Annotated in this window: 21 protein-coding genes and 1 pseudogene; 13 read left to right on the top strand and 9 right to left on the bottom strand. The window is 46.9% G+C overall.

Annotation, left to right across the window (positions count from 1 at the left end):
* On the bottom strand, positions 1 to 582 hold the full coding sequence (rsxA, locus tag QZJ86_RS16240; protein WP_026147191.1) for an electron transport complex subunit RsxA: 582 nt from the start codon (positions 580 to 582) through the stop codon (positions 1 to 3).
* A 275-nt stretch (positions 583 to 857) separates the two neighbouring features.
* Here rsxA and nifL point away from each other — a divergent pair, with 275 nt between their 5' ends.
* Positions 858 to 2,495 carry a nitrogen fixation negative regulator NifL gene (nifL, locus tag QZJ86_RS16245; protein ID WP_301671519.1) on the top strand — a complete coding sequence of 546 codons (1,638 nt, stop codon included), beginning with the start codon at positions 858 to 860 and terminating at the stop codon, positions 2,493 to 2,495.
* Complete coding sequence (nifA, locus tag QZJ86_RS16250) at positions 2,488 to 4,014, top strand: nif-specific transcriptional activator NifA (protein ID WP_301671520.1); 1,527 nt, start codon at positions 2,488 to 2,490, stop codon at positions 4,012 to 4,014. The genes nifL and nifA overlap by 8 nt, the downstream gene beginning before the upstream one ends.
* A 239-nt stretch (positions 4,015 to 4,253) precedes the next feature.
* Here nifA and fchA read toward each other — a convergent pair whose 3' ends face one another.
* Together fchA and cysS are read right to left on the bottom strand one after the other, a co-directional pair.
* Positions 4,254 to 4,883 (bottom strand): methenyltetrahydrofolate cyclohydrolase, encoded by a 630-nt coding sequence (fchA, locus tag QZJ86_RS16255; protein WP_301671521.1) that lies wholly within the window; start codon positions 4,881 to 4,883, stop codon positions 4,254 to 4,256.
* A 10-nt stretch (positions 4,884 to 4,893) separates the two neighbouring features.
* Positions 4,894 to 6,264 (bottom strand): cysteine--tRNA ligase, encoded by a 1,371-nt coding sequence (cysS, locus tag QZJ86_RS16260; protein ID WP_301939010.1) that lies wholly within the window; start codon positions 6,262 to 6,264, stop codon positions 4,894 to 4,896.
* Between the two features lie 182 nt (positions 6,265 to 6,446).
* Here cysS and QZJ86_RS16265 point away from each other — a divergent pair, with 182 nt between their 5' ends.
* The 4 genes from QZJ86_RS16265 (at position 6,447) to QZJ86_RS16280 (ending at position 10,331) form a co-directional block, all read left to right on the top strand.
* Entirely contained in the window at positions 6,447 to 6,959 is a 513-nt protein-coding gene (locus QZJ86_RS16265; protein ID WP_407081621.1) for a peptidylprolyl isomerase, read from the top strand.
* Positions 6,960 to 7,008: 49 nt separating this feature from the next.
* Positions 7,009 to 7,734, top strand: a complete 726-nt coding sequence (locus QZJ86_RS16270) for a UDP-2,3-diacylglucosamine diphosphatase (protein ID WP_301671523.1) — start codon at positions 7,009 to 7,011, stop codon at positions 7,732 to 7,734.
* A 399-nt stretch (positions 7,735 to 8,133) separates the two neighbouring features.
* Positions 8,134 to 8,910 (top strand): S1 family peptidase, encoded by a 777-nt coding sequence (locus tag QZJ86_RS16275; protein ID WP_301671524.1) that lies wholly within the window; start codon positions 8,134 to 8,136, stop codon positions 8,908 to 8,910.
* A 32-nt stretch (positions 8,911 to 8,942) separates the two neighbouring features.
* A complete protein-coding gene (locus QZJ86_RS16280; RefSeq protein ID WP_301671525.1) occupies positions 8,943 to 10,331 on the top strand; it encodes a TIGR03013 family XrtA/PEP-CTERM system glycosyltransferase in 1,389 nt (462 codons plus the stop codon).
* A 6-nt stretch (positions 10,332 to 10,337) separates the two neighbouring features.
* Here the strand turns inward: QZJ86_RS16280 and QZJ86_RS16285 are convergent, their stop codons facing one another.
* The 3 genes from QZJ86_RS16285 to QZJ86_RS16295 are packed head-to-tail and all read right to left on the bottom strand — an operon-like array spanning position 10,338 to position 13,182.
* On the bottom strand, positions 10,338 to 11,315 hold the full coding sequence (locus QZJ86_RS16285; RefSeq protein WP_301671526.1) for an HlyD family secretion protein: 978 nt from the start codon (positions 11,313 to 11,315) through the stop codon (positions 10,338 to 10,340).
* A gap of 23 nt (positions 11,316 to 11,338) precedes the next feature.
* Positions 11,339 to 12,049 (bottom strand): ABC transporter ATP-binding protein, encoded by a 711-nt coding sequence (locus QZJ86_RS16290; protein WP_301671527.1) that lies wholly within the window; start codon positions 12,047 to 12,049, stop codon positions 11,339 to 11,341.
* Positions 12,046 to 13,182, bottom strand: a complete 1,137-nt coding sequence (locus QZJ86_RS16295; protein ID WP_301671528.1) for an ABC transporter permease — start codon at positions 13,180 to 13,182, stop codon at positions 12,046 to 12,048. The genes QZJ86_RS16290 and QZJ86_RS16295 overlap by 4 nt, the downstream gene beginning before the upstream one ends.
* 128 nt (positions 13,183 to 13,310) lie before the next feature.
* On the opposite strand from QZJ86_RS16295, the gene QZJ86_RS16300 reads away from it, so the two are divergent.
* Positions 13,311 to 14,183 (top strand): ThiF family adenylyltransferase, encoded by an 873-nt coding sequence (locus tag QZJ86_RS16300; protein ID WP_301671529.1) that lies wholly within the window; start codon positions 13,311 to 13,313, stop codon positions 14,181 to 14,183.
* A gap of 304 nt (positions 14,184 to 14,487) precedes the next feature.
* Here QZJ86_RS16300 and QZJ86_RS16305 read toward each other — a convergent pair whose 3' ends face one another.
* On the bottom strand, positions 14,488 to 14,727 hold the full coding sequence (locus QZJ86_RS16305; RefSeq protein ID WP_407081622.1) for a transposase: 240 nt from the start codon (positions 14,725 to 14,727) through the stop codon (positions 14,488 to 14,490).
* Between the two features lie 68 nt (positions 14,728 to 14,795).
* Between QZJ86_RS16305 and QZJ86_RS16310 the strand changes: the two are divergent.
* The 6 genes and pseudogenes from QZJ86_RS16310 (at position 14,796) to QZJ86_RS16335 (ending at position 21,397) form a co-directional block, all read left to right on the top strand.
* A pseudogene (locus QZJ86_RS16310) lies at positions 14,796 to 15,847 on the top strand (IS5 family transposase).
* Between the two features lie 223 nt (positions 15,848 to 16,070).
* Positions 16,071 to 17,129, top strand: a complete 1,059-nt coding sequence (locus QZJ86_RS16315) for a nitroreductase family protein (RefSeq protein ID WP_301671531.1) — start codon at positions 16,071 to 16,073, stop codon at positions 17,127 to 17,129.
* A 329-nt stretch (positions 17,130 to 17,458) separates the two neighbouring features.
* Positions 17,459 to 19,072 carry a GMC oxidoreductase gene (locus tag QZJ86_RS16320; protein ID WP_301671532.1) on the top strand — a complete coding sequence of 538 codons (1,614 nt, stop codon included), beginning with the start codon at positions 17,459 to 17,461 and terminating at the stop codon, positions 19,070 to 19,072.
* Between the two features lie 51 nt (positions 19,073 to 19,123).
* Positions 19,124 to 19,729, top strand: coding sequence for a class I SAM-dependent methyltransferase (locus QZJ86_RS16325; protein ID WP_301671533.1), 606 nt, complete (start codon positions 19,124 to 19,126; stop codon positions 19,727 to 19,729).
* Entirely contained in the window at positions 19,726 to 20,625 is a 900-nt protein-coding gene (locus tag QZJ86_RS16330) for a class I SAM-dependent methyltransferase (RefSeq protein WP_301671534.1), read from the top strand. The genes QZJ86_RS16325 and QZJ86_RS16330 overlap by 4 nt, the downstream gene beginning before the upstream one ends.
* 19 nt (positions 20,626 to 20,644) lie before the next feature.
* Positions 20,645 to 21,397, top strand: coding sequence for an SDR family oxidoreductase (locus QZJ86_RS16335; protein ID WP_301671535.1), 753 nt, complete (start codon positions 20,645 to 20,647; stop codon positions 21,395 to 21,397).
* 96 nt (positions 21,398 to 21,493) lie between these two features.
* On the opposite strand, the gene QZJ86_RS16340 is transcribed toward QZJ86_RS16335, so the two are convergent.
* On the bottom strand, positions 21,494 to 22,291 hold the full coding sequence (locus tag QZJ86_RS16340) for a PEP-CTERM sorting domain-containing protein (RefSeq protein WP_301671537.1): 798 nt from the start codon (positions 22,289 to 22,291) through the stop codon (positions 21,494 to 21,496).
* A 566-nt stretch (positions 22,292 to 22,857) separates the two neighbouring features.
* A complete protein-coding gene (locus QZJ86_RS16350) occupies positions 22,858 to 24,465 on the bottom strand; it encodes a tetratricopeptide repeat protein (protein WP_301671538.1) in 1,608 nt (535 codons plus the stop codon).
* Between the last annotated feature and the right edge of the window lie 51 nt (positions 24,466 to 24,516).

A 24,516-nucleotide genomic window follows, 5' to 3' on the forward strand; every position in this document is an offset into this window, starting at 1 on the left:
TTATTTGCTGTAAAGCCCCGCGAACCCCATAAACGCCAGCGACAAAATGCCGGCGGTAATAAACGCGATGGGGGTGCCTGAAAAAAGCGCCGGCACTGCCATGAGCGCTAAGCGTTCACGTAGGCCGGCGAAGAGCACCATCACCAGGGTAAAACCCATTGCCGAACCAAAGCCAAACAGCAGGCTTTGCACGAAATTATATTTCTCTTGGATGTTAAGCAGCGCCACACCCAACACCGCGCAGTTAGTCGTAATCAGCGGCAAGAAAATTCCCAACACCTGATACATCACCGGGCTGGTTTTATGAATCACCATTTCGGTAAATTGCACGACGGCGGCAATCACCAAAATAAAACCTAGCACTCTCAGGAAGCCAATATCAAACGGTATCAGCAAACGGTGTTCTAATACCCAGCTGGCCGCCGAGGCCAGGGTCAACACGAAAGTCGTCGCCAAGCCCATGCCCAATGCGGTATCCAGCTTATTGGAAACCCCCATGAACGGGCATAGACCTAAAAACTTGACCAATACCACGTTGTTGACCAACGCCGTACCCAATATTAGAAGTAAATATTCGCTCATCACTTTGAACCAGATGTTTTGCTAATAACTCAGCATCATTTGTGCCAACGCGTTGAAGGTGCCGCAACTCACCGGATTAGTGCATAGCGGGGGAAATTAACGGCAGATTCTCTGTCCTAAAAAACACAGAGCCGAAACAAGTCCGCTAAAATTTGTCGTAAACCATACAAATTACCGGGATTTTCCGACAGCAGCCAAGCCGAAACAGATTTGGCGCCCAAATTGCATGTATTTTTAAAACCTCACCCAAGAAAAATACTCGAGAACAATTTGCCATGACCAAATCCACCCCTGACTACCTGCAAAGCCAGATTGAGATAGAAACGGCCGATCTGTTATCGCCGGCACTAGACACCAACGCGCAACACTCGAAAAGCGGCAAGCCGAGCAAGACTCTGCCGTTCTCATTGTTCGTCAAAGCCGTCGAGCAGGCGCCGGTAGCCATTTCGATTACCGATAAAAAAGCCAATATTCTGTATATCAACGACGCCTTCACCGAAGTCACCGGCTACAACGCTGCGGAAATTCTCGGTCAGAACGAATCGAAACTGTCCGATAAATCCACACCTCGGCAGATCTATTACGATCTTTGGCACACCATTTCCCGCAAACAGGTTTGGCACGGCCAACTGGTCAACCGCCAAAAAATCGGTCAACGTTATTTGGCCGACCTGACCATTGCCCCCATGCTCGACGACCGCGGCGCGATCAGCCATTACATCGGCATGCACCGCGACGTGACTCAAGCGCATTACGCCGAACAGCAGGTTAATAACCAGAAACAATTGATCGAATCGGTACTGAACACTTCGCCGGTGGCGATGGCGGTGTTGGATAGCGATAGAAAGGTTGTCTTGGATAATCAGATGTACAAGATGTTGATCAGCGAACTGGATAAAAAGGAACCCGCCCTATTTTTTCTGGACGCGTTGGAACAGGATATGGGCGATTTATGGGACGAGACCGTCAATCGCCAACATAGCTTTGCCAATCACGAGATTCGCATCGAAAGCGCTGGCATCAGAGGCACTCGCTGGTTTTCGTGTTCCGGCAACTGGTTTATCGAAAACGACGTCTGCGCCGACAACTTCTTTACCAAGCAACCCAAGGATTATTTATTGCTGACCATTAACGACGTCAGCCAATTGCGTCGGCAACAAGAAAAACTGCAAATCCAGACCCTGCGCACTATTTTGGCGGAAGAGGAACATATCCGCAGTATCCGCGAAACCTTGCTCGGCGCCATGCATCAGATTCGCCAACCCTTGAACCAGGTCAACGCGGCGATTCAGATCATGACCCAACGTAACGATGCTAATAACTTGCCATTGCGCGATTTACTGGGTCAAGTCCAAAAAATGGGCGAGGAGACGCTCGCCACCTTGCAACGCTGTGTACCGGAAATCCCGGAATCGGCTGTGGTGCCGGTCAACCTCAACCAACTCTTGCACGAAGTGATGCTGCTGTATAGCACCAAATTTCTGGCTAACGGTATCGTGGTCGATTGGCTGCCCAATCCGGTGTTACCGACTATATTGGGTTCCGAAAACAAATTACGGATGCTGTTCAAGCAACTGATCGACAACGCCGTTAACGCGATGAACCGGGCCGGCAGCCGGGAGCGCGTGATCAAAATCAGCACGGCTATCGACCACGACTGGATTTGCGTCACCATCGACGATACCGGCCCCGGCATCCCGGCCAATCAGCGCAGTAAAGTATTCGAACCATTTTTCACCACCAATCACAACGCGGTCGGCGTCCAGGCCGGCATGGGACTGGTGATGGCTAAGGAAATCGTCAATCAACATAGCGGCATGATCGAAATCGACCCCCATTATCAAACTGGTTGTAGCTTTAAAATTAGCTTCCCCTGTCAAAAAAACACCCACATGGTGAACATCCATGAGTGATCGTTTATTACTGGTCGAATCCGAGCTGGACACCCTGTTTCTGGTCAGCCAATTACTGAATAGCACCCACGATTTGCGCACCAAACTCAAAGGCATCCTGGAGATCTTGCATAAACGTAACGGCCTGCACTCCGGCATGATCACGTTGCGCGACATCGAAGACGACAGCATGAGCATTTGCGAGATTTACGGCGAAGGCATAGACCGCTCGGTGCGCTACCAACCGGGCGAAGGCTTGGTCGGCGCCATCCTCGATGAGGGCAGCACGATCGTCGTCGACCGGATCGCCGACGAACCGCGCTTCTTGAGCCGGCTGGGACTTTATGATCCGGACTTGCCCTTTATCGGCTCGCCGCTGGCCGTCGAACAAGGCGAAGTGGTAGGCATTCTCGCCGCCCAGCCTTGCAGCTCCACTTTTTTGGGCGAACGCGCCCGTTTCATGGAAATGGTCGCCAATCTGATCGCTCACAGCGTCAATATGCTGCGGGTGATGGAGCGCAAGCAGTACGAACTAGCCAGCGAACGCGATTATCTGAAACAAACCCTGGTCAAGAATTACCGCTTCGAAAACATCATCGGCCATTCCGAGCCGATGCTGAAAGTATTCGACATCATCCGCCAGGTGGCGAAATGGCATACCACCGTGTTGATACGCGGCGAATCCGGCACCGGTAAGGAAGTGGTCGCCAGTTCCATCCACTTCAATTCCGCTTGCGCCAACGGCCCATTTTTGAAGCTGAACTGCGCGGCGCTACCGGACACCTTGTTGGAATCCGAATTGTTCGGCCACGAAAAAGGCGCCTTCAGCGGCGCGATCGGGCAGCGCAAGGGCCGTTTCGAACTGGCCGACAATGGCACGCTGTTTCTGGACGAAATCGGCGAGATTTCCGCATCGTTTCAGGCCAAATTATTACGGGTATTGCAAGAAGGCGAATTCGAGCGGGTCGGCGGCGTCCGAACCTTGAAGGTGAATGTGCGCATCATCGCCGCCACCAATCGCAATCTGGAGCAGGAAGTGGCTGACGGCAATTTCCGCGAAGACTTGTATTACCGCTTGAACGTGATGCCGATTCAGATGCCGCCGCTACGCGAGCGTATCGAGGACATTCCGGAACTGGCTAGTTTTCTGTTAAACCGGATTTCTCGGCAACAAGGTGGCCGGCCGCTGGAGATCAAGGAAAGTGCGATCCGGATTTTGATGAAACACGATTGGCCCGGCAATGTCCGCGAACTGGAAAACCGCTTGGAACGCGCGGCGATCATGAGCCAGGAAGGCATTATCGACCGCGACGTGATTGCCAGCACCGGCCTGGAAAACGAGATCGGCATCAGCCGCACCCCGCAATCCATCAAACATGTCGATCTACATGACGAGAACATGGACGAACGGGAACGGGTAATCGCCGCGCTGGAGCAAAGCGGCTGGGTACAAGCCAAGGCCGCGCGCCTGCTGGATATGACGCCTCGGCAGATTGCTTATCGGATCCAGACTTTGAATATCAACGTTAAGCAGATATAGCAAATTAGTAACTATTCAGCGCGCAACAACAAAGCCCCTCTCCAAAGGGAGAGGTAGGGTGAGGGGAATAAAAACAAGGCAAGTTACTGGTTTAAATCTCCTCACCCCAGCCCTCTCCATCGGGAGAGGGGCATACTTTTTACTATTCACCGGGTTTTGTGATTCGCTGAATAGTGCCGCTTAGGTTAATCAAAGAGACTGTCGAGGCGATTTCAATCGCCCCTAACCCAAGGAATGATTTAAAGCTTTTCCCTGACTAACCGGTATATCTGCTCGGCAGCCTGTTCGCCGGCTTGCAACAAAGTATCCAGCTCGGCTAGCTGGGCTTCGGCAAATGTCCTGTCCTTCAAGCTGGCGGCGTTGATTTGCACGTTCAGCGCCGCGCTTTTTAGTCCGGCGTAGCCCGCCATCACCGCGACGCCAGCATCGCTGATCACGCCCAGATTGCCGTGTTCGGCAGCCACCCTACTCAGTTCGATTGCCTTGGCACAGGCTTTCGCGCATTCCAACGGCACGCGAGTGGCTTCTTTCAACACTGCCTGGATTTGCTGCGTGCGTAGCGCTTTTTCGTCGTCGCTGCTTTTCGGCAAGCCGTAACAAGCCATCAGCTTATCGAACACCTCGACATCGGCCTTAATCATGCCGATCAGGGTAGCCCGTAGCGCTTCGGATTCCGCCAACAGCGTCTGCATTTTCGCTTCCACTTCGGCGTATTTGGGTTTCCCAATGGTCAGGTTACAAACCATGCTGGTCAAGGCCGCCGCTTGCGCCCCCATCACCGCCGCCGCACTGCCGCCGCCCGGGGTTGCTTGTTTGCTGGCCAGTTCGTCGAGAAAAATTTGAACAGATTTGTCTTTGATTTCGCTCATCGCCAGTCCCTTAATTTCCGCGGCGCCAAATAGTGTTACCGCCCGCCACATCCTCCAAGACGACACCTTGTTCTTTTAACTGATCGCGTATGCCGTCCGCTTGAGTCCAATCCTTGTTGGCTTTGGCGGTTTTTCGATCTTCAATCAATTGTTCGATTTCGGTTTCGCTAAGGCCATCAGTCGCGCCGCCTTTCAGGAAACTGTCGGGGTCGTCCTGCAACAAACCTAAAATCGCCGCCAACTGCTTCAGAGTTACCGCGAATATTTGTTTGTCCCGGGCCTTGTTTAACTCTCGGGCAAGATCGAACAACACCGCCAGAGCCACCGGCGTGTTGAAATCATCGTCCATCGCCTGCTCAAAACGCTGACGATAATCGGCGTCAATGGCGACATCGGCAATCTCGACGCCTCTCAAGGCCGTGTACAGCCGGGTCAAAGCCACACCTGCCTCATCCAGCTGTTCGTCGGAATAATTCAGCGGACTGCGGTAATGGCTGGACAGTATGAAAAACCGAATCACCTCCGGCCGGTATTGCTTCAACACCTCCCGCACCGTGAAAAAATTACCCAAGGATTTGGACATTTTTTCTTCGTTGACTCGCACAAAACCGTTGTGCATCCAGTAGTTGACGAATGGCTCACCGGTGGCGCCTTCGGATTGGGCGATTTCGTTTTCGTGATGCGGAAATTGCAAGTCCATGCCGCCGCCGTGGATGTCGAAATGATTGCCCAGGCAGCAGGTGGACATCGCCGAGCATTCGATATGCCAACCGGGACGACCATTGCCCCATGGCGACTCCCAAGAAGGCTCGCCGGGTTTGGCCATTTTCCAGAGCACGAAATCCAGCGGATCGCGCTTGGCGGTATCGACATCGACCCGCTCGCCAGCCTGCAAATCGTCGATATTTTTCCCGGACAGTTTGCCGTAACCATCGAAATGGCTGACCGCATAAAACACATCGCCGTTGCCGCCGACATAAGCAAAATCTTTCTCAATCAAGACGGAAATCATCTTAACGATGTCGGCAATCGATTGCGTCGCCTTTGGTTCGATATCGGGCGGCAACACGGACAAAGCCCGTTCGTCTTCGTGCATCGCCTCGATAAATCGCTCGGTCAATGCGGTAAAGTTGTCGCCGTTTTCATTGGCACGCTGAATGATCTTGTCGTCGATGTCGGTAACATTACGCACATAAGTCAATTGATAGCCGGCGTGTCGCAGATAGCGGGCGACCGTGTCGAACACCACCATCACCCGCGCATGGCCGATATGACAGTAGTCGTAAACCGTCATGCCGCAGACATACATGCCGACTTTGCCGGGCTGTTTGGGGACGAATTCTTGCTTGCTTCGAGACAGAGTATTGTAGATTTTCAGCATGGCGATGATGGATGGATACGGCAAAACATCGGGCAATCTATCAAGATTCCAGCTTCTCTTTCAAGATAAAAACACATAGAATTCGCCGCTTGCAGCGATTTAAAGGAACCTTCATGCGCACAACCCTTAGTTTTCTGATACTGCTTTTATCCACAACCCTTTCATTTGCAACGGAAAATAAAATGTCCGATACCCAAACCAAAGTAAAACTGACCACTTCACTAGGCGCGTTCGTCATCCAACTCGACAGCGCTAAAGCGCCTGTTTCGGCCGCGAATTTTGCCGAATACGTCAAGGACGGCTTCTATAACGGTACAATCTTTCACCGAGTGATTCCTGGCTTCATGGCGCAAGGCGGCGGCTTCGATACTGCTTTCAACCAGAAAGAAACTAAAGCGCCAATCAAAAACGAAGCCGATAACGGCCTGAAAAACAAACGCGGCACCCTGGCCATGGCCCGTACCAATGATCCAAACTCCGCTACTGCTCAGTTTTTTATCAACTACAAAGACAATTCCTTTCTGGACCATACCAGCCCGACACCCAGCGGCTGGGGCTACGCAGTATTCGGCGAAGTCGTCGAAGGCATGGATGTAGTCGATGCCATGGCCAAGCAAGCTACCGGCAATCGCGGCCCGCATCAGGACGTGCCGAAAACCGACATCGTCATCGAAAAAGCCGAAATCGTCGAATAAGGCTCAATAGTTGCCGCCCGTTTACGGGCGGCAAAGATTCCGGACTCACTTGAAACACGACATATTATTCATATCCGACCTGCACCTGGCTCTGGAGAAAACCGAGATTACTCGGCGCTTCCTGAGTTTTTTACAACAGCGCGCGGTCGAGGCGAAAGCACTCTATATTCTGGGTGATCTGTTCGACGCCTGGATCGGCGACGACGACAATACCCCACCCAACCCCACCATCAAAAAAGCCTTAAGACAACTGACCGATTCCGGTACCGACATTTTTCTGTTGCAAGGCAATCGCGACTTCCTTTTAGGCGAAAATTTTTGCCGTGAAACCGGCATCAAGCTATTGGAGGAATATGCGGTCATTGAATTGGACGGTCAGCGGATTTTGCTGACTCACGGCGATTTACTCTGTAGCGACGATCTGGCTTATCAAGCCTTTAGAATCAAATCGCACAGTACTGAATGGCAAGGCAACGTGCTATCCAAACCGCTCTGGCTAAGATTGCTGGTGGCACGCTGGTACCGGTTGCGCAGCTACTTTCACAAGCGCGGCAAGACGCCGGACATCATGGATGTTAATCAACAGACAGTGATTGAAATGATGCGCCACTACGATTGCCACACGCTGATACATGGCCACACGCACCGGCCAAATCTGCACGAATTTACGATAGACGGCATACCGGCAAAACGTTTTGTACTCGCGGATTGGAAACCGCTAGGCGCAGAGCTTTTGTGTTGGAAAAAAACCGGCTTTGAAGTTGAAATTGTTTAGCTGCGGAAAGTCGTAAAAAACCCGGCAGTGTTAACGAACTTGGAAACGAAACTCGGCAATCTATAGTTTTTAGCCACCAGATTGCCTTTCTTCAACCGCTCGACACTACCGGGAAACATTCTACTATCCCCGCGTTTATGGACCAGGCTTAAACCCACTAGTTCACTGGGAAATAGAAAATTTGTCCACTCAATCCGACGTATAATAAGTACAATCGCAATACCATCAGTGGTTCGGATCAATCATCAACACCTATTGCTATCGACACTGGTCGAACGCGCAACCAAACACCAATATACATCCAAGGCAGTTATATCCAGCTCCCCATGCTAATCATGCTAAGTTACGCTAAACTTGCCAAGCATCCGCCCTTTGGGGGCCTATTGAATCCTCTAATTCATGAAAAACCTGACTTCGTATCTCTTAGCATTTTTATTAGGTTCCTTAGCGCTAACCAACAGCCATGCCAATGAAGCCAACCTGCCAGACATTCTTGCCCGCATCAAACCAGGGATTGTGGCAATCGGCACCTACATGCCAACCCGCAGTCCTCGCGCAGTGTTTCTCGGCACCGGATTCGCGGTTGCCAATGGACAAAAAGTAATCACTAATGCGCATGTAACCGCTAAAAAACTGGATATTGAACATCTGGAGCGCTTCGCGGTGTTCTATCGCCAAGAACAGAAAGAACAAATGCAAATAGCCGAACTCTCGGCAACCGACGAAGACCACGACCTAGCGCTACTGACTGTGGATGGAGGCCCATTGCCGGCACTTGAACTCGGCGACTCGTTACGGGTTCGCGAAGGCGAACAATATGCGTTCACCGGTTATCCGATAGGTATGGTGTTAGGCTTATATCCTGTCACCCACCGCAGCATTATTTCGGCGATTTCACCCAATGCCATACCCGTAATTGCTACCCGACAACTGAATGTCAACATGCTGAAAAGACTAGAAACCCCGTTTAACGTGTTTCAACTTGACGCGACCGCCTATCCGGGCAACAGTGGCAGCCCCTTATACGACATCAACTCCGGCAAGGTTATAGGCATCATCAATAAGGTGTTCGTGCAGGGCAGCAAAGAAAATGCAATATCTAACCCCAGTGGTATTACTTATGCGATACCTGCGGAACACATCAAGGCGCTAATGAATAAAAATAGCCTCAAATGATAATACCTTCAGCAGTCTAGCTTTAGCTCGATATGATAAGAATATTTAGACACTATATCTCCGCAGCCTATCTTTGGTTGCTGCTAACAGAATCGCTAGTATTTTATGTCGCCATGTACTGCGGCGCGGCGGTTCGATTTTTATATTCCGCGTCCTGGTATTCGCCATCTGAACTGGCAGCATCGGCATTGGTTTTTTCGATCGCCTTTATCCTCAGTTGTTCGGCTTTGGGCTTGTATCGAAAAACCCTAGATAAAGAAGAATATAATATCTTGCAGCGCATTAGCGTTAGCTTCGCCATCGCTGTTTTTATACTAGCGTTCACTTATTACATCATTCCAGGTTTGATGTTGGCCCGTAGCGTTTTAATCTCGGCGATCATCTTTTCGTTCGTGGGATTGCTGTTAACTCGTTATCTGTTTTACCGCTTCGTTAACCTTGATAACTTAAAACGTCGGGTGCTGGTCATCGGGTGCGGTCAAAGAGCCGGCGAACTCAGCGTCGTTAACTCTAGTTACATCTACAAGGGCTTCGAAATCGTCGGCTACATCACACTGGAAGACGAACCCATCAGCGTTCCTCATGCTATCGCTCTCAGCGACGCCATCACGCTCACAGACATTGTGGAAGCGGCCAATGTTGATGAAATCGTCATAGCGGTCGACGACAGACGAAAAAAACTACCGGTCGAAGACTTACTGGACGTCAAAATGTCAGGCGTACAAGTCATGGACCTGCAAACCTTCTATGAAAGAGAGCAGCGACTAGTTTTCCTGGAAGCGTTAAGCCCTAGCTGGCTGCTATTCTCTGATGGTTTCGTCAATAACGGATTACGTCCCATCATAAAACGAAGCTTCGATATCTTTGCCAGCCTGATATTACTTGCCGTGAGCTGGTGGCTGATGCTGCTTACCATGCTGGCTATCTATATCGAGAGCGGTTTTAGAGCACCGATTTTTTATCGGCAAAAACGCGTGGGTTACCGTAACGTCGTTTTCAATGTCATCAAATTCCGCAGCATGCGCGTGGATGCAGAGAAGAACGGCGCGCAATGGGCTAGCCAAACCGATAATCGCGTCACGTTAGTAGGTAAAGTCATTCGCAAATACCGGATAGACGAGCTACCGCAACTATTGAATGTACTAAAAGGCGATATGAGCTTTGTCGGCCCCCGCCCGGAACGCCCCGAGTTCGTCAAAGGCTTTGAAGAGAACATCCCTTATTACAAGGAACGACACCGAGTGAAACCGGGCATTACCGGCTGGGCTCAGCTGTGTTATCCCTACGGTGCCAGCGAATACGACACCCGCCAAAAACTGCAATACGATTTATATTACGTCAAAAATTATAGTCTTTTTCTGGACTTGACGATTATGATGAGTACGGTAGAAGTGATTTTGTGGGGTAAAGGTGCAAGGTGAGTGTGTTCAATTTGTGGCTATTTTCACATTCACTTCCAAGCCTACGGGCAACTGTAATTCACCATCAGGCTCGATAAATACCTGAATCACATCGATATCTTTGCGTTCGGTAGCGGCTTTCGTAAAAACCGTTTTCTTGCCCATGATTTTTTTCACCAAGGCGACATGGGCGGGAATTTCTCTTTCCCCGAGTCCGCGGCCGAAAATAATTGCCTTTTGCCCTTCTCGAAGCGTTAAAGCATAATTTTCGTCTATTTCGGCTCTGATCCTGAGGTTGGATAAATTGCCAAGCAGTAAAGCTGGTTCAGGGCTACCGGCTGCAAAAGTGGATTCGCCAACACGCAATATCCTTTCCAGTATAGTCCCATTTTCTGGGGCAACTAGCATCGTTTCCAATAGATGTTGTTTGGCCGATTGTAATTGGGCTTTAGCAATAGCTACTTGAGCTTCGGCAACTCGTTTGTCGACGTCACGTACAAAGTTAGTCAGGTAGCGCGTTTCGGCGATAGCGCGTTGGCTTTCCGCTCGTTTGAGCTTGGCGTTGGTTTCGGCCAAATCTCGCTCATCTTCAGATGCAAACTTACCGTCCATTAATTTATCGATGCGTTCTAATTTGCGACGAGCGTACTCTGAATCTAATATACTGACATGTTCAGCACTTTTTTTGGCTTCGATTTCGTAAGGGTTAACTCCTGCCAACACCTTTTCTAATTCTGCCTGAGCCGCGACTAATTGGCTTTCAGCTAAGGCTACTGCGGCTTGTTCTTCGTCATTTTTTTGATTGGCCAAGATATCGCCAATTTTAACCTGTTGACCGATATCAACCTTATATCCGCCTAAGATGCCTTCATGCCTAAAAACAAGTCGGCGAATCTCGCTAGTTGGTTCAACATAACCAATTCCTTGAATCCAGCGTTGTTCGGAGTATGCAGGTTGTGCTGTCGCTAATTTAATAAAGAAAAACAGGAAGGAAAGGCGTCGCATGCTAAATTTCCAACGATATTAGGTTAGTAAAAGATATTATCCGTAGCCGCAGTTTGCTGTTGTTCGGAAACAATGCCGTCTGCGATCGATAGTATCCGGTCGAACAAGGGCAGCATACGTGTATCATGCGTTACGACTACCAGCACTGCCTGCTCTAGTCGCGCTTGGTCTAGCAATAGCTCGACTACAGTTTTACCTGTCTGCCAATCCAATGCGGCAGTAGGCTCATCTGCCAGAACGATTGATGGTCGGTGTAATAAGGCTCTGGCAATGGCTACACGTTGTCGCTGGCCACCACTGAGTTGTGACGGGTATTTGTAACGCATTGCTCTGAGTTCGAGACGGTCCAATAGCCCATCAAGGCGGAAGAAAATGTCATCGTTGCTCATGCCGGCATTTTGACCTACAACAGCGAGATTTTCTTCTATCGTCAAAAACGGGAGCAATTGCGCGTGCTGAAAAATGAACCCTAATTTTTGCCGACGCACTTCTGTCAAACTGCTTTTGTCAGAGAAATTGACGGCTTGATTGTCTATCAATAGCTTCCCTTCACTAGGTGAGAGCAAACAGCCCAATATTGATAACAATGTGGTTTTCCCTGAGCCGGAAGGACCAATCAAAACGGAGGCTTGTCCTTGAAAGAACTCCAAATCCACTTGTTTTAACACCAATTCCATAATATCCCCAGAACCATAGTTTTTGATGATCCCTTGGCATGTCATGACATTTTTCATCCGTGGAACACCGATACAGGGTCAAGTTTAAAAATGGCTCTGATCGAAAACCAGGTAGCGGCTATGCAGCAAAATAGTGAAAAGACTATAAGGCAGGATGAAACCAAAGGCGTGGTCTCTAAAGGAATCGGGCTACGTGCAGAGATGTTACATGCAATGATAAACAGCAAAGAACCGACAGCCACACCCACTCCACCCAAACTCAAACTTTGGGTTAGAACGATTTGACGCAAGGTTTTTTGATGGAAGCCCAGAGCTAATAATGTAGCGTAATTGCCGATATGGTCTTGGGTTATGGCGAACAAAGTCTGGCTCATAATGACAGCTCCAACCAGCAACCCTAACAGCGCTGTGATGATGACAGTTATGCCAACCCCCGTTTCCAACATCCAGTATTTCACTGATCTATCGGCAAATTCCTCAGTGGTCAAAACTTCGACATCTGCCACTTCCTTTGCTATGCGGTCACGTACATCAAATGGGTTGGAACCGGAATCGATACGGGCTACAACATAGGATATTTCGTCATCGCGATATAATCGCGCATAATTCAAAGCGTTTTTGATAGATGTAAAGACGAACGGAGAGGCGGTAAAAGTACGGACGCCTTTTGAGATACCGCCAACGATAACCCTTTTTTCCTCCATTTCCGCTTTGTCGTTAACATTGCTGACGCCTAATGCGTCAGCTGATAATTCGTCGACAATAACGGTGCCTGGTAGATGGATGGAATCAATCGAACCGGACTTCATTTTCCACGGTGCGCCCGCATTTCCGATGTCAATACCAATTAATTCGACGGTTATACGCTTGCCTTGCGGATGTTGCCAATTGACCCAGGTCACTATCAAGCCTTCAGCCCAACTTACTCCCTTAACGCTACTGACTTGTTGAACTCGATGTCGAGGAAGTGGGTTTCCGAAATCCAGGGTACGGGTTGCCTTGGGCATTACCCAGATATCAACGCCAGCATGATTAATGATTGCGCTATTAGTATTTACCCAGCCGACCAGCAGGCCAATTTGCGCTGCTGCAAGGAAAAAAGCGATGGCGATGCCGATGACCGTCATAACCAAACGCATGGGGTTGTGATACAGCATCTGTGTGGAAACGGTCACTACAACGGATTTCATTAGTAGAACAGCTAAGTTAAGTTTTAGCGAACGCCAATGGGAAGGTCATAATTAGATTCTCAATACAGATTCAGATTGACAGTATATCATTTCACCTATACAACCATAAATAAACAACAGGGGTAGTTATGGCTACGGCATTTGATTATCAACAGGCGTTTTCCAGAAACATAGGCTGGATGACGACGGAAGAGCAATATATTTTGCGTGGCAAAAGGATAGCAATAGCCGGCTTAGGCGGCGTGGGAGGGAGTCATTTATTGACATTGACGCGCCTCGGTGTGGGTGCCTTTAATATCGCCGATTTCGATAAATTCGAATTGCCCAACTTTAATCGCCAGGCTGGCGCAGCTGTTTCACACCTGGAACGACCGAAGACCGAGGTCCTCGAGCAAATGGCGCGCGATATAAATCCGGAAATAAAGATTAAAACATTTCCCAGCGGAGTGACGGCAGAAAATCTGTCGGAATTTTTTACGGGTGTCGATATATATGTCGATGGTCTGGATTTTTTTGCTTTCGATGCACGGGAGCAGGTTTTCGCCTATTGTGCCAAACACAATATCCCCGCAGTGACGGCTGCGCCGTTGGGCATGGGTACGGCGCTGTTGAATTTCTTGCCTGGCCAAATTACGTTCGAACAATATTTCCGGCTGGAAGGCAAATCCGAAACCGATAAAATCCTTCATTTCCTGCTGGGACTGTCGCCTGCGATGCTGCAACAAGGCTATTTAGTCGACCAAAGCGCGGTCGATTTGATCCGTCACCAAGGCCCTTCTACGCCGATGGCCTGTGAACTCTGTGCCGGTGTTGCTGCAACACAAGTGTTAAAGATATTGCTCAAGCGCGGCAAAGTGTTGGCGGCGCCGTGGGGCCTACAGTTCGATGCATACACAAACAAACTGGTAAGAACTTGGCGGCCTGGCGGGAATGGTAATCCGATTCAGCGTTTAGGCATTGCGCTGGCTAAGCGGCAGTTTATGAAATTGACAATGGGTTGATTTCATTCGTTTTCAAACGAAATGCCAGAATAGACCGCGTTCGATGGCAATCGCTTCGATTTTATCGGCATTTTTTTGGGTAGCCTACCCTGAACAGCATATGCAAGGTTTCGCCGTCGTTTAACAGGCTTTTGAAAATTGCCCCCATGCCTTCGGCTTCAAAAGCATTTTTTGCGGCTGCGGGGCGTCCGGAAGCCCGAGCACGCCTTAAAAAACCGTTCTGGCCGCCTATATTCACCCTAAAGGGGTTAAGTTTCCGCCTTTTGGCGGGTTTCAGGCGCACGACCGCCTAGGCGGTGCTGTATCACCAGCCAAAAATGGCGCTCATCCGTGCCAATTTGTAGGCCGCGAAGGTAAAAATCGCTTGTGCCGCGACCTTCTTCATCCCGCGAAACTTGGTTTGTCGTAGCGGGCCGACGGTCTTGGTCCAACTGAAGACTTCTTCTATCCGCTTGCGGATTTTGAGGCTTTGGCGGTAGAGGAATTCGCAATGCAAATATTCGGCTTGGATAAGTATTACGTAGTCTGTTTTCGGTGGCGCCATTGGGCACCTCGAAAAACCTGCCCCCAAGAGAACATAGTCGCATCATCATCCAGCGGATTCTAAAGCCCATGATCAAAGAAAGCCTGTTTGCTGCCAAAGAACGAGAAACCAAGCTGAACAAGTTAGGTGATGTTCTTCAAATCCTGGAACAGCATGTTGATTTCGCCGCCTTAGCAGCTGCGATTGATGCAGCGGCACCCCGACCCAGTCGGGAGCGCGGCGGTCGTCCGCCGTTTCCGACCGAAATCATGGTTCGTATGTTGTTATTGCAGCAACTGTATAACCTCAGCGACGAGCAACTGGAATTTCAATTGCTGGATCGTTTGAGTTTCCAACGATTTGCCGGGCTAAGGCACAGCAGCCAGATCCCCGATCGCATTTATGCCCTGTGGGTACCACGTTCTGGACATTCCGTGAGCGGCTGATGGCGGCGGGAGCCAGTGAAACGATCTTTGAAGCCGCGAATCGCGAATTAGATAAGCACGGCTATCTGGCGCGTGGTGGCCAAATGATTGATGCCAGCATCGTGCCCGCGCCCAAGCAGCATCGGCCTAAAGGCGAGAAAGCCCTGATCGAAGAGCAGGCCATGCCTATCGACTGGTCACCCGCCAAGCGTCGGCAAAAAGACATCGATGCGACGTGGACAAAAAAGCATGGCAAATCGTACTTCGGATACAAGTTGTCAGCCAACGTGGATAAGCGATACAAACTGGTTCGTAAAGTTAAAGTCAGCACGGCCAGCGAGCACGATACCTTGCATCTGGATGAGGTGCTGGACACTTTTAATACCGGCCGCGAACTGTATGCTGACAAAGGCTATGTGGACAAAGAACGTGAAGCGCGAATCAAAGCGTCAGGTCTTCGGGTGCATATCCAACGCAAGGCGGCCAAAGGCAAACCGCTATCCGACTGCCAAAAGCGGCGCAATACGCGGATTGCCAAGACCCGTGCCCGAGTTGAGCATGTGTTTGCCAGTTTGGAACAGATGGGCGGCAAAGGCTTGCGAAGTGTTGGGCTAGCTCGCGCCACGTTACAACTGAACTTCAAGGTGGCCACTTATAATTTGCGTCGCCTCTGCAGTTTAAAGACCTGCGGTATTAAGCCTGCTTTTGCCTTCTGACGGGCATAGTGCGCTTGAAATCGTCAAAAATGGCGATTTCAGGATAAAAACCGCCCCAAACAGGGCGAAAATAAGGCGCCAAATCAGCTGGCTGGTTTGAGTGGTAACTTAGATACAGATTTCTAGGCTATTTTGCCGGTATTTCGAGGTCCCCCATTATTTTAACGGTGGCTGAATAAAATCCAAAAACACCCTAAATTCACATCCGATGTCGGGTCAAAAAATGAATAAAGAATTGATCAATAAAATTTTGGAAGCCGCAATTAGAGCCCCTTCCGGCGATAACGTCCAACCGTGGCGGTTTCAGGTGTCGGAAGATTTTACAAGGATAGACTTGTATAACCTTCCGGAGAAAGACGATTCCTATTACAACTTCGAGCAAGCTGCTTCCTATATAGCCCATGGGGCCTTATTGGAAAACATTTTGATTGCAGCGGGGCATATGGGAATTGCAGTGCGCTATCAATTATTTCCCGATGATTTGGAGCCAGACCTAGTGGTTCGAATGGATCTGACCGGTGCATTGCCTCAACCCGATCCTTTGTATCACTCGATTTTCAATCGACGCACTAACCGATTCCCTTTTCGACGAGTCGACGTTACGGAACAATCACTTGAGAAGTTAAAGGAATCTGTAAAATGTCTTGACAATATATCAATCAGCCTTATAAACCAAAAAGATAAAATCAATGCGTTGGCAAAAATTTTAATGGTCAATGATCGCCTAGTCTTCGAGCGCAAGGATCTACATGGCTTCTTGTTTGACAAAATCCGTTGGAACATGGAGCAAGTAGACGAGACGCGAGATGGTTTGCCGGTTGAAACATTAGGACTCAATCCTATAGAGAAAGTGTTTTTTCCGCTAATGCGGTTCTGGAGGGTGGTCAAAATAGCTAACTTATTCGGTTTGTCGAGAATTATAGGCCTCAAATGCTGGTGGAATTGCCGAAATGCTTCAGTTTTGGCAATGATCAGTTCAGCTGGAAATGATAAATTTGCATTCGTGCAAGGCGGTCGTGCAGTACAAAGGCTATGGTTGGAAGCGACAAATCAGGGGTTAGAAATGCAACCCATAATAGGTTTGCCGTTACTTATACACCGATTAATTCAAACAAAAGTATTGAATTTTGGTGATAAACATAGGCAAATGATCGAGCGTACGAGGATATCCTTAATTGATCAATCTAGTATCTCTGAAACGGAAACTTTAATTTCAAGCTTTCGAATTGGTTACGGAAGCGCACGCACAATCGAAACAAAACGGAGAAACTTAGATAGTTAGAAAAATGGAATTTGGATTGTTTCTAAAGTTGCCATGGAAAAAACATTTTGGAGAGACTTAATCAATGACAGAAATGCCGCCATCTAGTGGACAGTCCAATCGATGGGGAGTATTTCTAGGTAACTTTGGAGATTGAGGGTATTGATTGCCGCTATCCCAACGCCTATCAGCCCTTGCTTTAGAATGACGGCACCTTAACTTCAAGTTGCTTAGGTTTTGCAGTTACGGCCACTAATTCTTAACTGGATAATAATGGAATACTATAATTATATTGATGTTGGGAATGTTTCACTAAACACTAAGCACAACATACAAACGAATTAATATTTATGAAAGATTCAGTTCTTAATGACCAGACCGATAATCCTGAAGATATTGACTGGGATTATATTATTGTTGGCACAGGCATTGGAGGGGCAACGTTAGGTTTCCGACTAGCTCAAGAAGGAAAAAAGGTTCTGTTTTGCGAGAAAGGACGTTCGTTATTTGCTACTTCCGGGGAGTTTTCAGGAGATTATGCGGAGCAGTTCTTTCCAATTCGGAAATCGCCTTCTGAAGAAGATCATGAAGTTTTAGAACAGTCAGGAAGGTGGCCATTTAAAATCAAAGATGTTTCCGCAAAAAAGACAAAGAGTTTTATCCCCTTCATGGGCGTAGGAACGGGTGGATCTAGCTCGCTTTATGGTGCAGCAATGGAACGTTTCAAACCAGAAGACTTCGAAGCTGGTCGTTGGCATTTCGACGCTGAGGAATCTTCGATTCCTGAAAAATGGCCTATTACCTACGATGAACTTTCTTCTTACTACGAATTGGCAGAAAAATTATATAGAGTTAGAGGGGATAATATGTCGTTTGCCGCGCCTCCGCTCTCCAATGCCAATAAGGAGTTATATGATTTTTTACAAAAACAAGGGATGCATCCTTATAGGCTGCCAATTGCTTGCGAATTTTCCTCGAACAAATGCAATACATGCCAAGGATATCTCTGTTCCGAAGCATGTAAAAATGACAGTTCAAAAATTTGTTTAGAACCAGCACTCACCAGATATGGAGCAACACTATTAGATCAGTGTGAGGTAGAAAAAATTCATTCGTCTAAAAACAAAATAACAGCAATTCACGCAGAGTGGAAAGGTAGTCAAATTCGGCTTAAAGGGAAGCATTTTGTTTTAGCGGCGGGGGCATTGGTAACGCCTGTTATTCTACTTCGCTCAGCCACGGAAAAATATCCAAGCGGTTTGGCAAACCACTCAGGGATGGTAGGAAAAAACTTGATGCGGCACTTTGTTGATATGTATGTTTTTCATTCAGGAATCAAACCACAAAAGTACGAAAATATAAAAGAAATTGCATTTAATGATTTTTATTGTTCAACTAAAATGAAATTCGGGACTGTTCAATCATTTGGTTGGATGCCTCCCGCTGATATATTAGTCGAGACAATTGAACAAGATATACATAATACTGCGTTTGCTTTTGCTGCCTATCTTTATAGAGGGATAAAACCCATTATTAGGCCAATGGTAGAACAAATGTTGTGTAACCGTTTGATTCTTGCATCAACTCTCGAAGATTTGCCGTATACAGATAATAGAGTGTTCCCGGATGGTAATTCTGGAATCAAGTTTACGTACAAAATCAAAGATTATGATAAAAGGCGAATAAAAAGATTCCGAACGGAGTTAAAGCAAGTTTTCAAGCCTTTACGTCATATTCTTATCAAGCAAGCAGAAAACAATGAAAGACTCGCGCATGTGTGTGGTACTTGTAGAATGGGCGACGATCCAGCAACTAGCGTAGTTGATAAATTCAACCGCGTTCACGATTTTGATAATTTAACGATTATAGATAGCTCATTTTTTCCTTCTAGCGGGGGAGCCAATCCCTCCCTTACTATTGCTGCGAACGCGTTGCGTGTCGCAGATCATTTATTGAGTCTGTGAATTTTAACTTATATTTTATTGAAGTATATTTGGGAGCTTCACGAAATGAAAATGAACTTTCTTGAAAAAATGGCGATGAACAATCCAATTCGGTTTTATATTCAACGCCAAATCGAAGCACCATTGCTTAAAAAACTTGGAGCAAACGTTGACGGCTTGGATGTACTGGAAGTGGGATGCGCTCATGGCGTCGGAACGGAAATAATTTTAAACCAATGGAACGCAAAGAAAGTGTTTGCTTTTGATTTGGATGAAGATATGTTAAGTAAAGCGAAAAACAGGTTAAACGAATTCAGCAGTAATAGATTAGAGTTGTTTGTTGGTGATGTTACAAACCTGAAATTTCGCGACAACAGTATTGGTGCAGTGGTTAATTTTGCCGCGATTCATCATGTTCCGGATTGGCAGGTCGCTCTAAGCGAAATTCATCGCGTTTTAAAGCCTAATGGTCAGTTTATTTTTCAAGAAGTTACCGAACAATGGATATTACGATGGCCCTATAACGTATTATTTAAGCATCCGATGGAAAATCGGTTTTCAGGGAATGTATTTATTCAGGAACTGGAAAGGCTAGGTTTTGAAATTAGGCAAAGCTGGGTTCAGAAGGCCGGCGGAGATTTTATTTTTGGCGTAGCGAAAAAACTTGAAAGCAAATGAAGAAAAGCGGCTTTGACTGTAATAATCACCCCCTGACGTGTCCAGTTTGTAATTTTTCAACCACCGATCCTAGGCCGCAGGATTTAGGCACTGTCAAAGGAAATACCGAGCGCTACCTCCATACGGATTTTCCATTATGGAAATGCCCGAAATGTTTGAGCATCATAAGTATTCAGCCTGTAGATTTTGAAGATATTTACAAAGATTACCCGTTAAACAAACGCCAGTTGGATGTGTTTGCTAAAGGAACATTGAAAAATCTTACTGGACGCCTGTTGAGGTCAGGGGTAAAGAAAACGGACACAATTCTTGATGTTGGGTGCGGAAACGGCATCTATGTCGACTATCTTAAACAACAGGGTTTTCAGAGTGTTGTAGGCTATGATCCTTATGTCGAAGCGTTTGCAGAATTGCCGTCAGATAAAGCTCCGTTTGACGTCATTGTCAATAACGATACATTGGAGCACTGCGATGATATTTATAAACTGATCGAATTAAACCTTGAGCTTTTGAGGTCTGGAGGGCTTTTATATATAGGCACCGCTGATTCTGAGCCGGTCAATATGGAAAATTTAGAGCCACATGTTATGCGGCTTCATCAACCCTATCACCGTATTATCATTACCGAATCGACATTACATAACATTGTTAAGCGTTACGATGTTACATTGGTTGCTCATTACCGTCGTTCATATCACGATACACTAAGACCGTTTTCCAATTATCGCTTTCTCGACGAACTGAATAAAGCGCTTGGCCATAATCTCGATCATGCGATGAATGAGCAACATACTACGCGTGCGTTTTTGCGGAATCCGAAATTATGGTTTTTTGCGTTATTTGGTTATTGGTTTCCTTCCGCCGCCGAACCAGCGGTTATTGTCAGAAAAAATTAGCCTGGGGAGGCGGTAGCGGATGAAAATAGAAGGAAACACCGTATTGATAACCGGCGGAGACTCCGGCGTGGGTCTGGCTCTAGCCAAAGCCCTACTTCAACTGAATAATACGGTAATTATTGCCGGTCGTAATGACGAAAAATTGCTTCAAGTGAAAAATAAATTTCCTAGGCTTCATGCAGTAAAGTGCGATCTTTGCCAAGATAGTGAGCGGAAAAATCTTGTGAGTGAACTGAAGAATCAGTTTCCAGAGCTGAACATTGTTATAAACAACGCGGGAGTTGCTTTTTTTAGTGATTTAAGAGACGAGAATTTCTACGAAAACATAGTAAAGGAGATGGAAACGAATTTCTTGGCACCGCTCAGGCTGGCGCAGTTATTTTCAGAACATTTAAGAAATCAGCCTTATTCTGCTATAGTAAATATCGGCTCTGCGGCTGCTTTTCTGCCTTTGACTGTAATGCCGGGATATAGTGCCTCGAAAGCTGCGTTACATTCAGTTTCGCAATCGCTTCGCTATCAGTTAAGGAATACCAAAATGCAAGTGATCGAGGTTTTATTACCGCCAGTAGATACACAAATGGTGGTTGATTTTAAGATGAAAAAGTTATCGCCTGATAAGGTAGCCGCCGAAATTATCAAGGAATTAAAGGAAGGTCGGGTATTTATTCCGATAGGGCAGATAAAGATTTTGCTTTGGATATATCGCTTTTTTCCTGGGGTAATGGGAGTTCTCGCGAACCGAATGGTTTCAAACGCATTAAACAAATAGAAGTCGAGTAAGAATTATGGACGTAAAGTATGTTGACGCAAAAACGAAAAGCGCTCAAAGGAGCGCTTTTCTCAACTTACCAACCTTTTGATAAATTTAACTTCTTTTTCTGCGAGAAAAACCAGCACCAACTAAGCCTAAGCCTAAAAGAGCCATTGTGCTTGGTTCGGGGACTGTTTTAACCGGTCCAATGGATAAGTCAACATCTACGATACCACCGTTGGTGTTGAATATTACCTCAATGGCACCAAGCCTTGTAAGATCGACGTTTCCACTACACGTCACAGAATTAACATGCCCAGCAACTGTGTCAAAATCAGTCTGTCCGCACAATCCTAAGCCTTGTGCGTTGTCGAATAAGTCAAAGGCAATAGTTTGAAAATGATTTCCCGAATTTGATGCAAGATCGTAAATTGTGTAGTTGCCATCAATGTCATAAAGGCCAATACTAAAATCAAAACCAAGGTCTGCTGTCAAGACTTCGAAGAAAAATGCATCTCCAAGGCTGTATAGGTTTTCTCCGCCTAAACCATTCGTATCAAGGGCACTACTATTATCCTGGCCGTCCCACTGTACTATGCCTAATCCGTTAGTGCCTTGGTCGTTATTAAATGCTAAGTGGCCGTTATTTACGACTATAGAAGTTGCATCAAAACCCGGATCATTAGTAGTGATAAGGTCTGCTTTTATATCACGATACCCGCCTAAAATTGAAGCATATGCACCGCTCTCGGCAAAGTTAGTGGCGTTGTCGGCATTTGCGCCTTCGACCTTGTCTAAAACTTGAATGCCACCCGGTGGATCTGCAAATAAGTCAATATAACCATCCGCACTCGCGCTTGCGCTCGCAGAAAGTGCGAAAACCGCGCCCAATATTTGTGTATGTAATTTCATAATAAACTCCAGTAAAAACTCTCGAACTCAACAAACAATCTGTTGATTGCGATAAAGAATAAGCAGTATACGGGCCATAATATTTATGTTATTGAAATTTAAATAAAAACCCAAATGGCGCGGCAAGGTTTTACGTTATAGTGTAAAAAAATCTGACACCAAGGGACTCCTCGAAAAACCGGCACCCATAAGAAAATATCCAACTTCCAAAAGCGGCGCAATACGCGGATTGCCAAAACCCGTACCCGAGTTGAGCATGTGTTTGCCAGCTTGGAACTGATGGGCGACAAAGGCTTGCGAAGTATTGAGCTAGCTCGCGCCACGTTAGCTGAAATTTAAGGACGCCACGTATAATTTGCGCCGCCTCTGCAGTTTAAGGAGCGGCCGCATTAAGCCTGCTTGCCTTCTGACAAGCATAGTGTGTGCCTGTCATCGTTAAAAAAAGGCGATTTCAGGATAAAAGCAGCCCCAAACAGGGCGACAATAAGGCACCAAATCAGCTGGCTGGTTTGATGGGTCACTTAGATACAGATTTGTAGGCCATTTTGCCTGTATTTCGAGGTCCCCTAATGTGATTCAAGCTTATTCAGTAATTCTTCGGCTGACTGACGCTCTTCTAACGAATCGGTATGTTTGATTAATTCTTTCAAAAGTATCCTGGATTGATCGATTTTGTCTGTTTTGGCTAATGCCTCGGCTAAATGAATGCGTACAGTCGTGTTATCTGGTTGTTCTTTTAGCGCTTTTTGAAAAATTTCAACAGCCATCGAAAATTGATTGTTTTTCATTAACATTACACCATAAGTATCCAAAATCTTAGGATCATTTGGAGCGATATCTTTTGCCGCTTCAGCTTGCTGCATCGCCGCCTTGAGGTCTCCTTGTTCGAAATGTAGCCACGCTAGATTGTTTTTAATGTACGGATCGCCGGGAGTGAGGCTTAAGATTTCTTTGTATTGCTGAATGGCCTCTTGCTGACGATCATTTTTTCTAAGCAGCTCGGCGTAGCGGCCACGCAGCACTGCATCTTTAGGAAATTTTTTGACCTGGTTTTCCAGCGTAATGAAAGCTGATTGCTTATCGCCTGTGGCGATTTGTGCCAAGGTTAATTGGAGGGCAATATCTGTCGTATCTTGTAAGGCATAAGCCTCCTTAAAGAGTTTTACCGCTTCTTCCGGCTGCTTTTGTGCGAGAGCGAGTCTTCCAGCCAGTGCCTTTGGGGCTACCTTATCAGGGTATTGCTTCATTAACGTGTGCAAAATTTCACTCGATGCCTTCATTTGTCCGTCATACGCTAAATATTGAGCTAGTTGAAACTGGGTCGGTGCATTGGATTCAACCGCTAAAGCTTTGTTTATCTCCGCTACGGCATGCGAATATTGTTTAAGTAGAAAATATGCATAAGCAACCGTTTTATGGGTGAACGGTGTGTCGGGAGAAGCCTGGACCGCTTTTTCAACAAGCATTTCAGTTTCGCGAGTATCTTTCTTTAATGGATTATCGAGTCTTATCAGAAGTAATAAGGTACTAAGGCTATCGGGATGATGTTTAAGTGCTGCCAGATATAGGTCTCTGGCTTTGTCGGTATTCTTTTCACTTACGGCGTAATCAGCAAGTGCTGCGGATGCCACGGGTTCTCCCGGACTCATTTTGAGCGCTTGATTAAAGGCAGCTATAGATCGGTCTTTTTCCCCTAAACCTTGATACGCAAAACCTTCTAAAATAAAAGCATATGGTTTGTCAGGAAAAAATTCTTTTTGTTTTTTTGCTATTCCCAGTGCTTCGCTGTACTTTTTGGCTTTAACATAGTGCATGCCAAGCGTGACACTGGTTGAAGGCATATTTGGAGCCTTTTCCCAAGCCTGTTTGAGCTCGTTCAACCCCTTTGTTATGTCACCAGCACGAAAATGAAGAATGCCGTTTCTAAGTAAATTTCTGATCGAATCATCTTCGCTTTCAAGTAATTTAACATCGTCAGTTCCTTGATAAACTTCGCCTGATTCAAGTCCGGGAAGCGCTTTGTTGGAATCAAACGAAGGAAAAATCACCTCGCTTTGCGAGTCTAAGTCGAATTTAGCTGCATAGCCTTGCGGTGCAAACAAAGCTGACAGAAAAATCAATTGTGTTATCGCTTTTAGGGTTCTGTTTGAATGGCTTAAAAAATTGGCGTACATTGGTACTCCTTGCTCTTTGGTGGATTTGCTTCAATTTAAAGTTTAGAACTA

Source organism: Methylomonas montana (assembly GCF_030490285.1).
In the GTDB taxonomy this organism is placed as follows: domain Bacteria; phylum Pseudomonadota; class Gammaproteobacteria; order Methylococcales; family Methylomonadaceae; genus Methylomonas; species Methylomonas montana.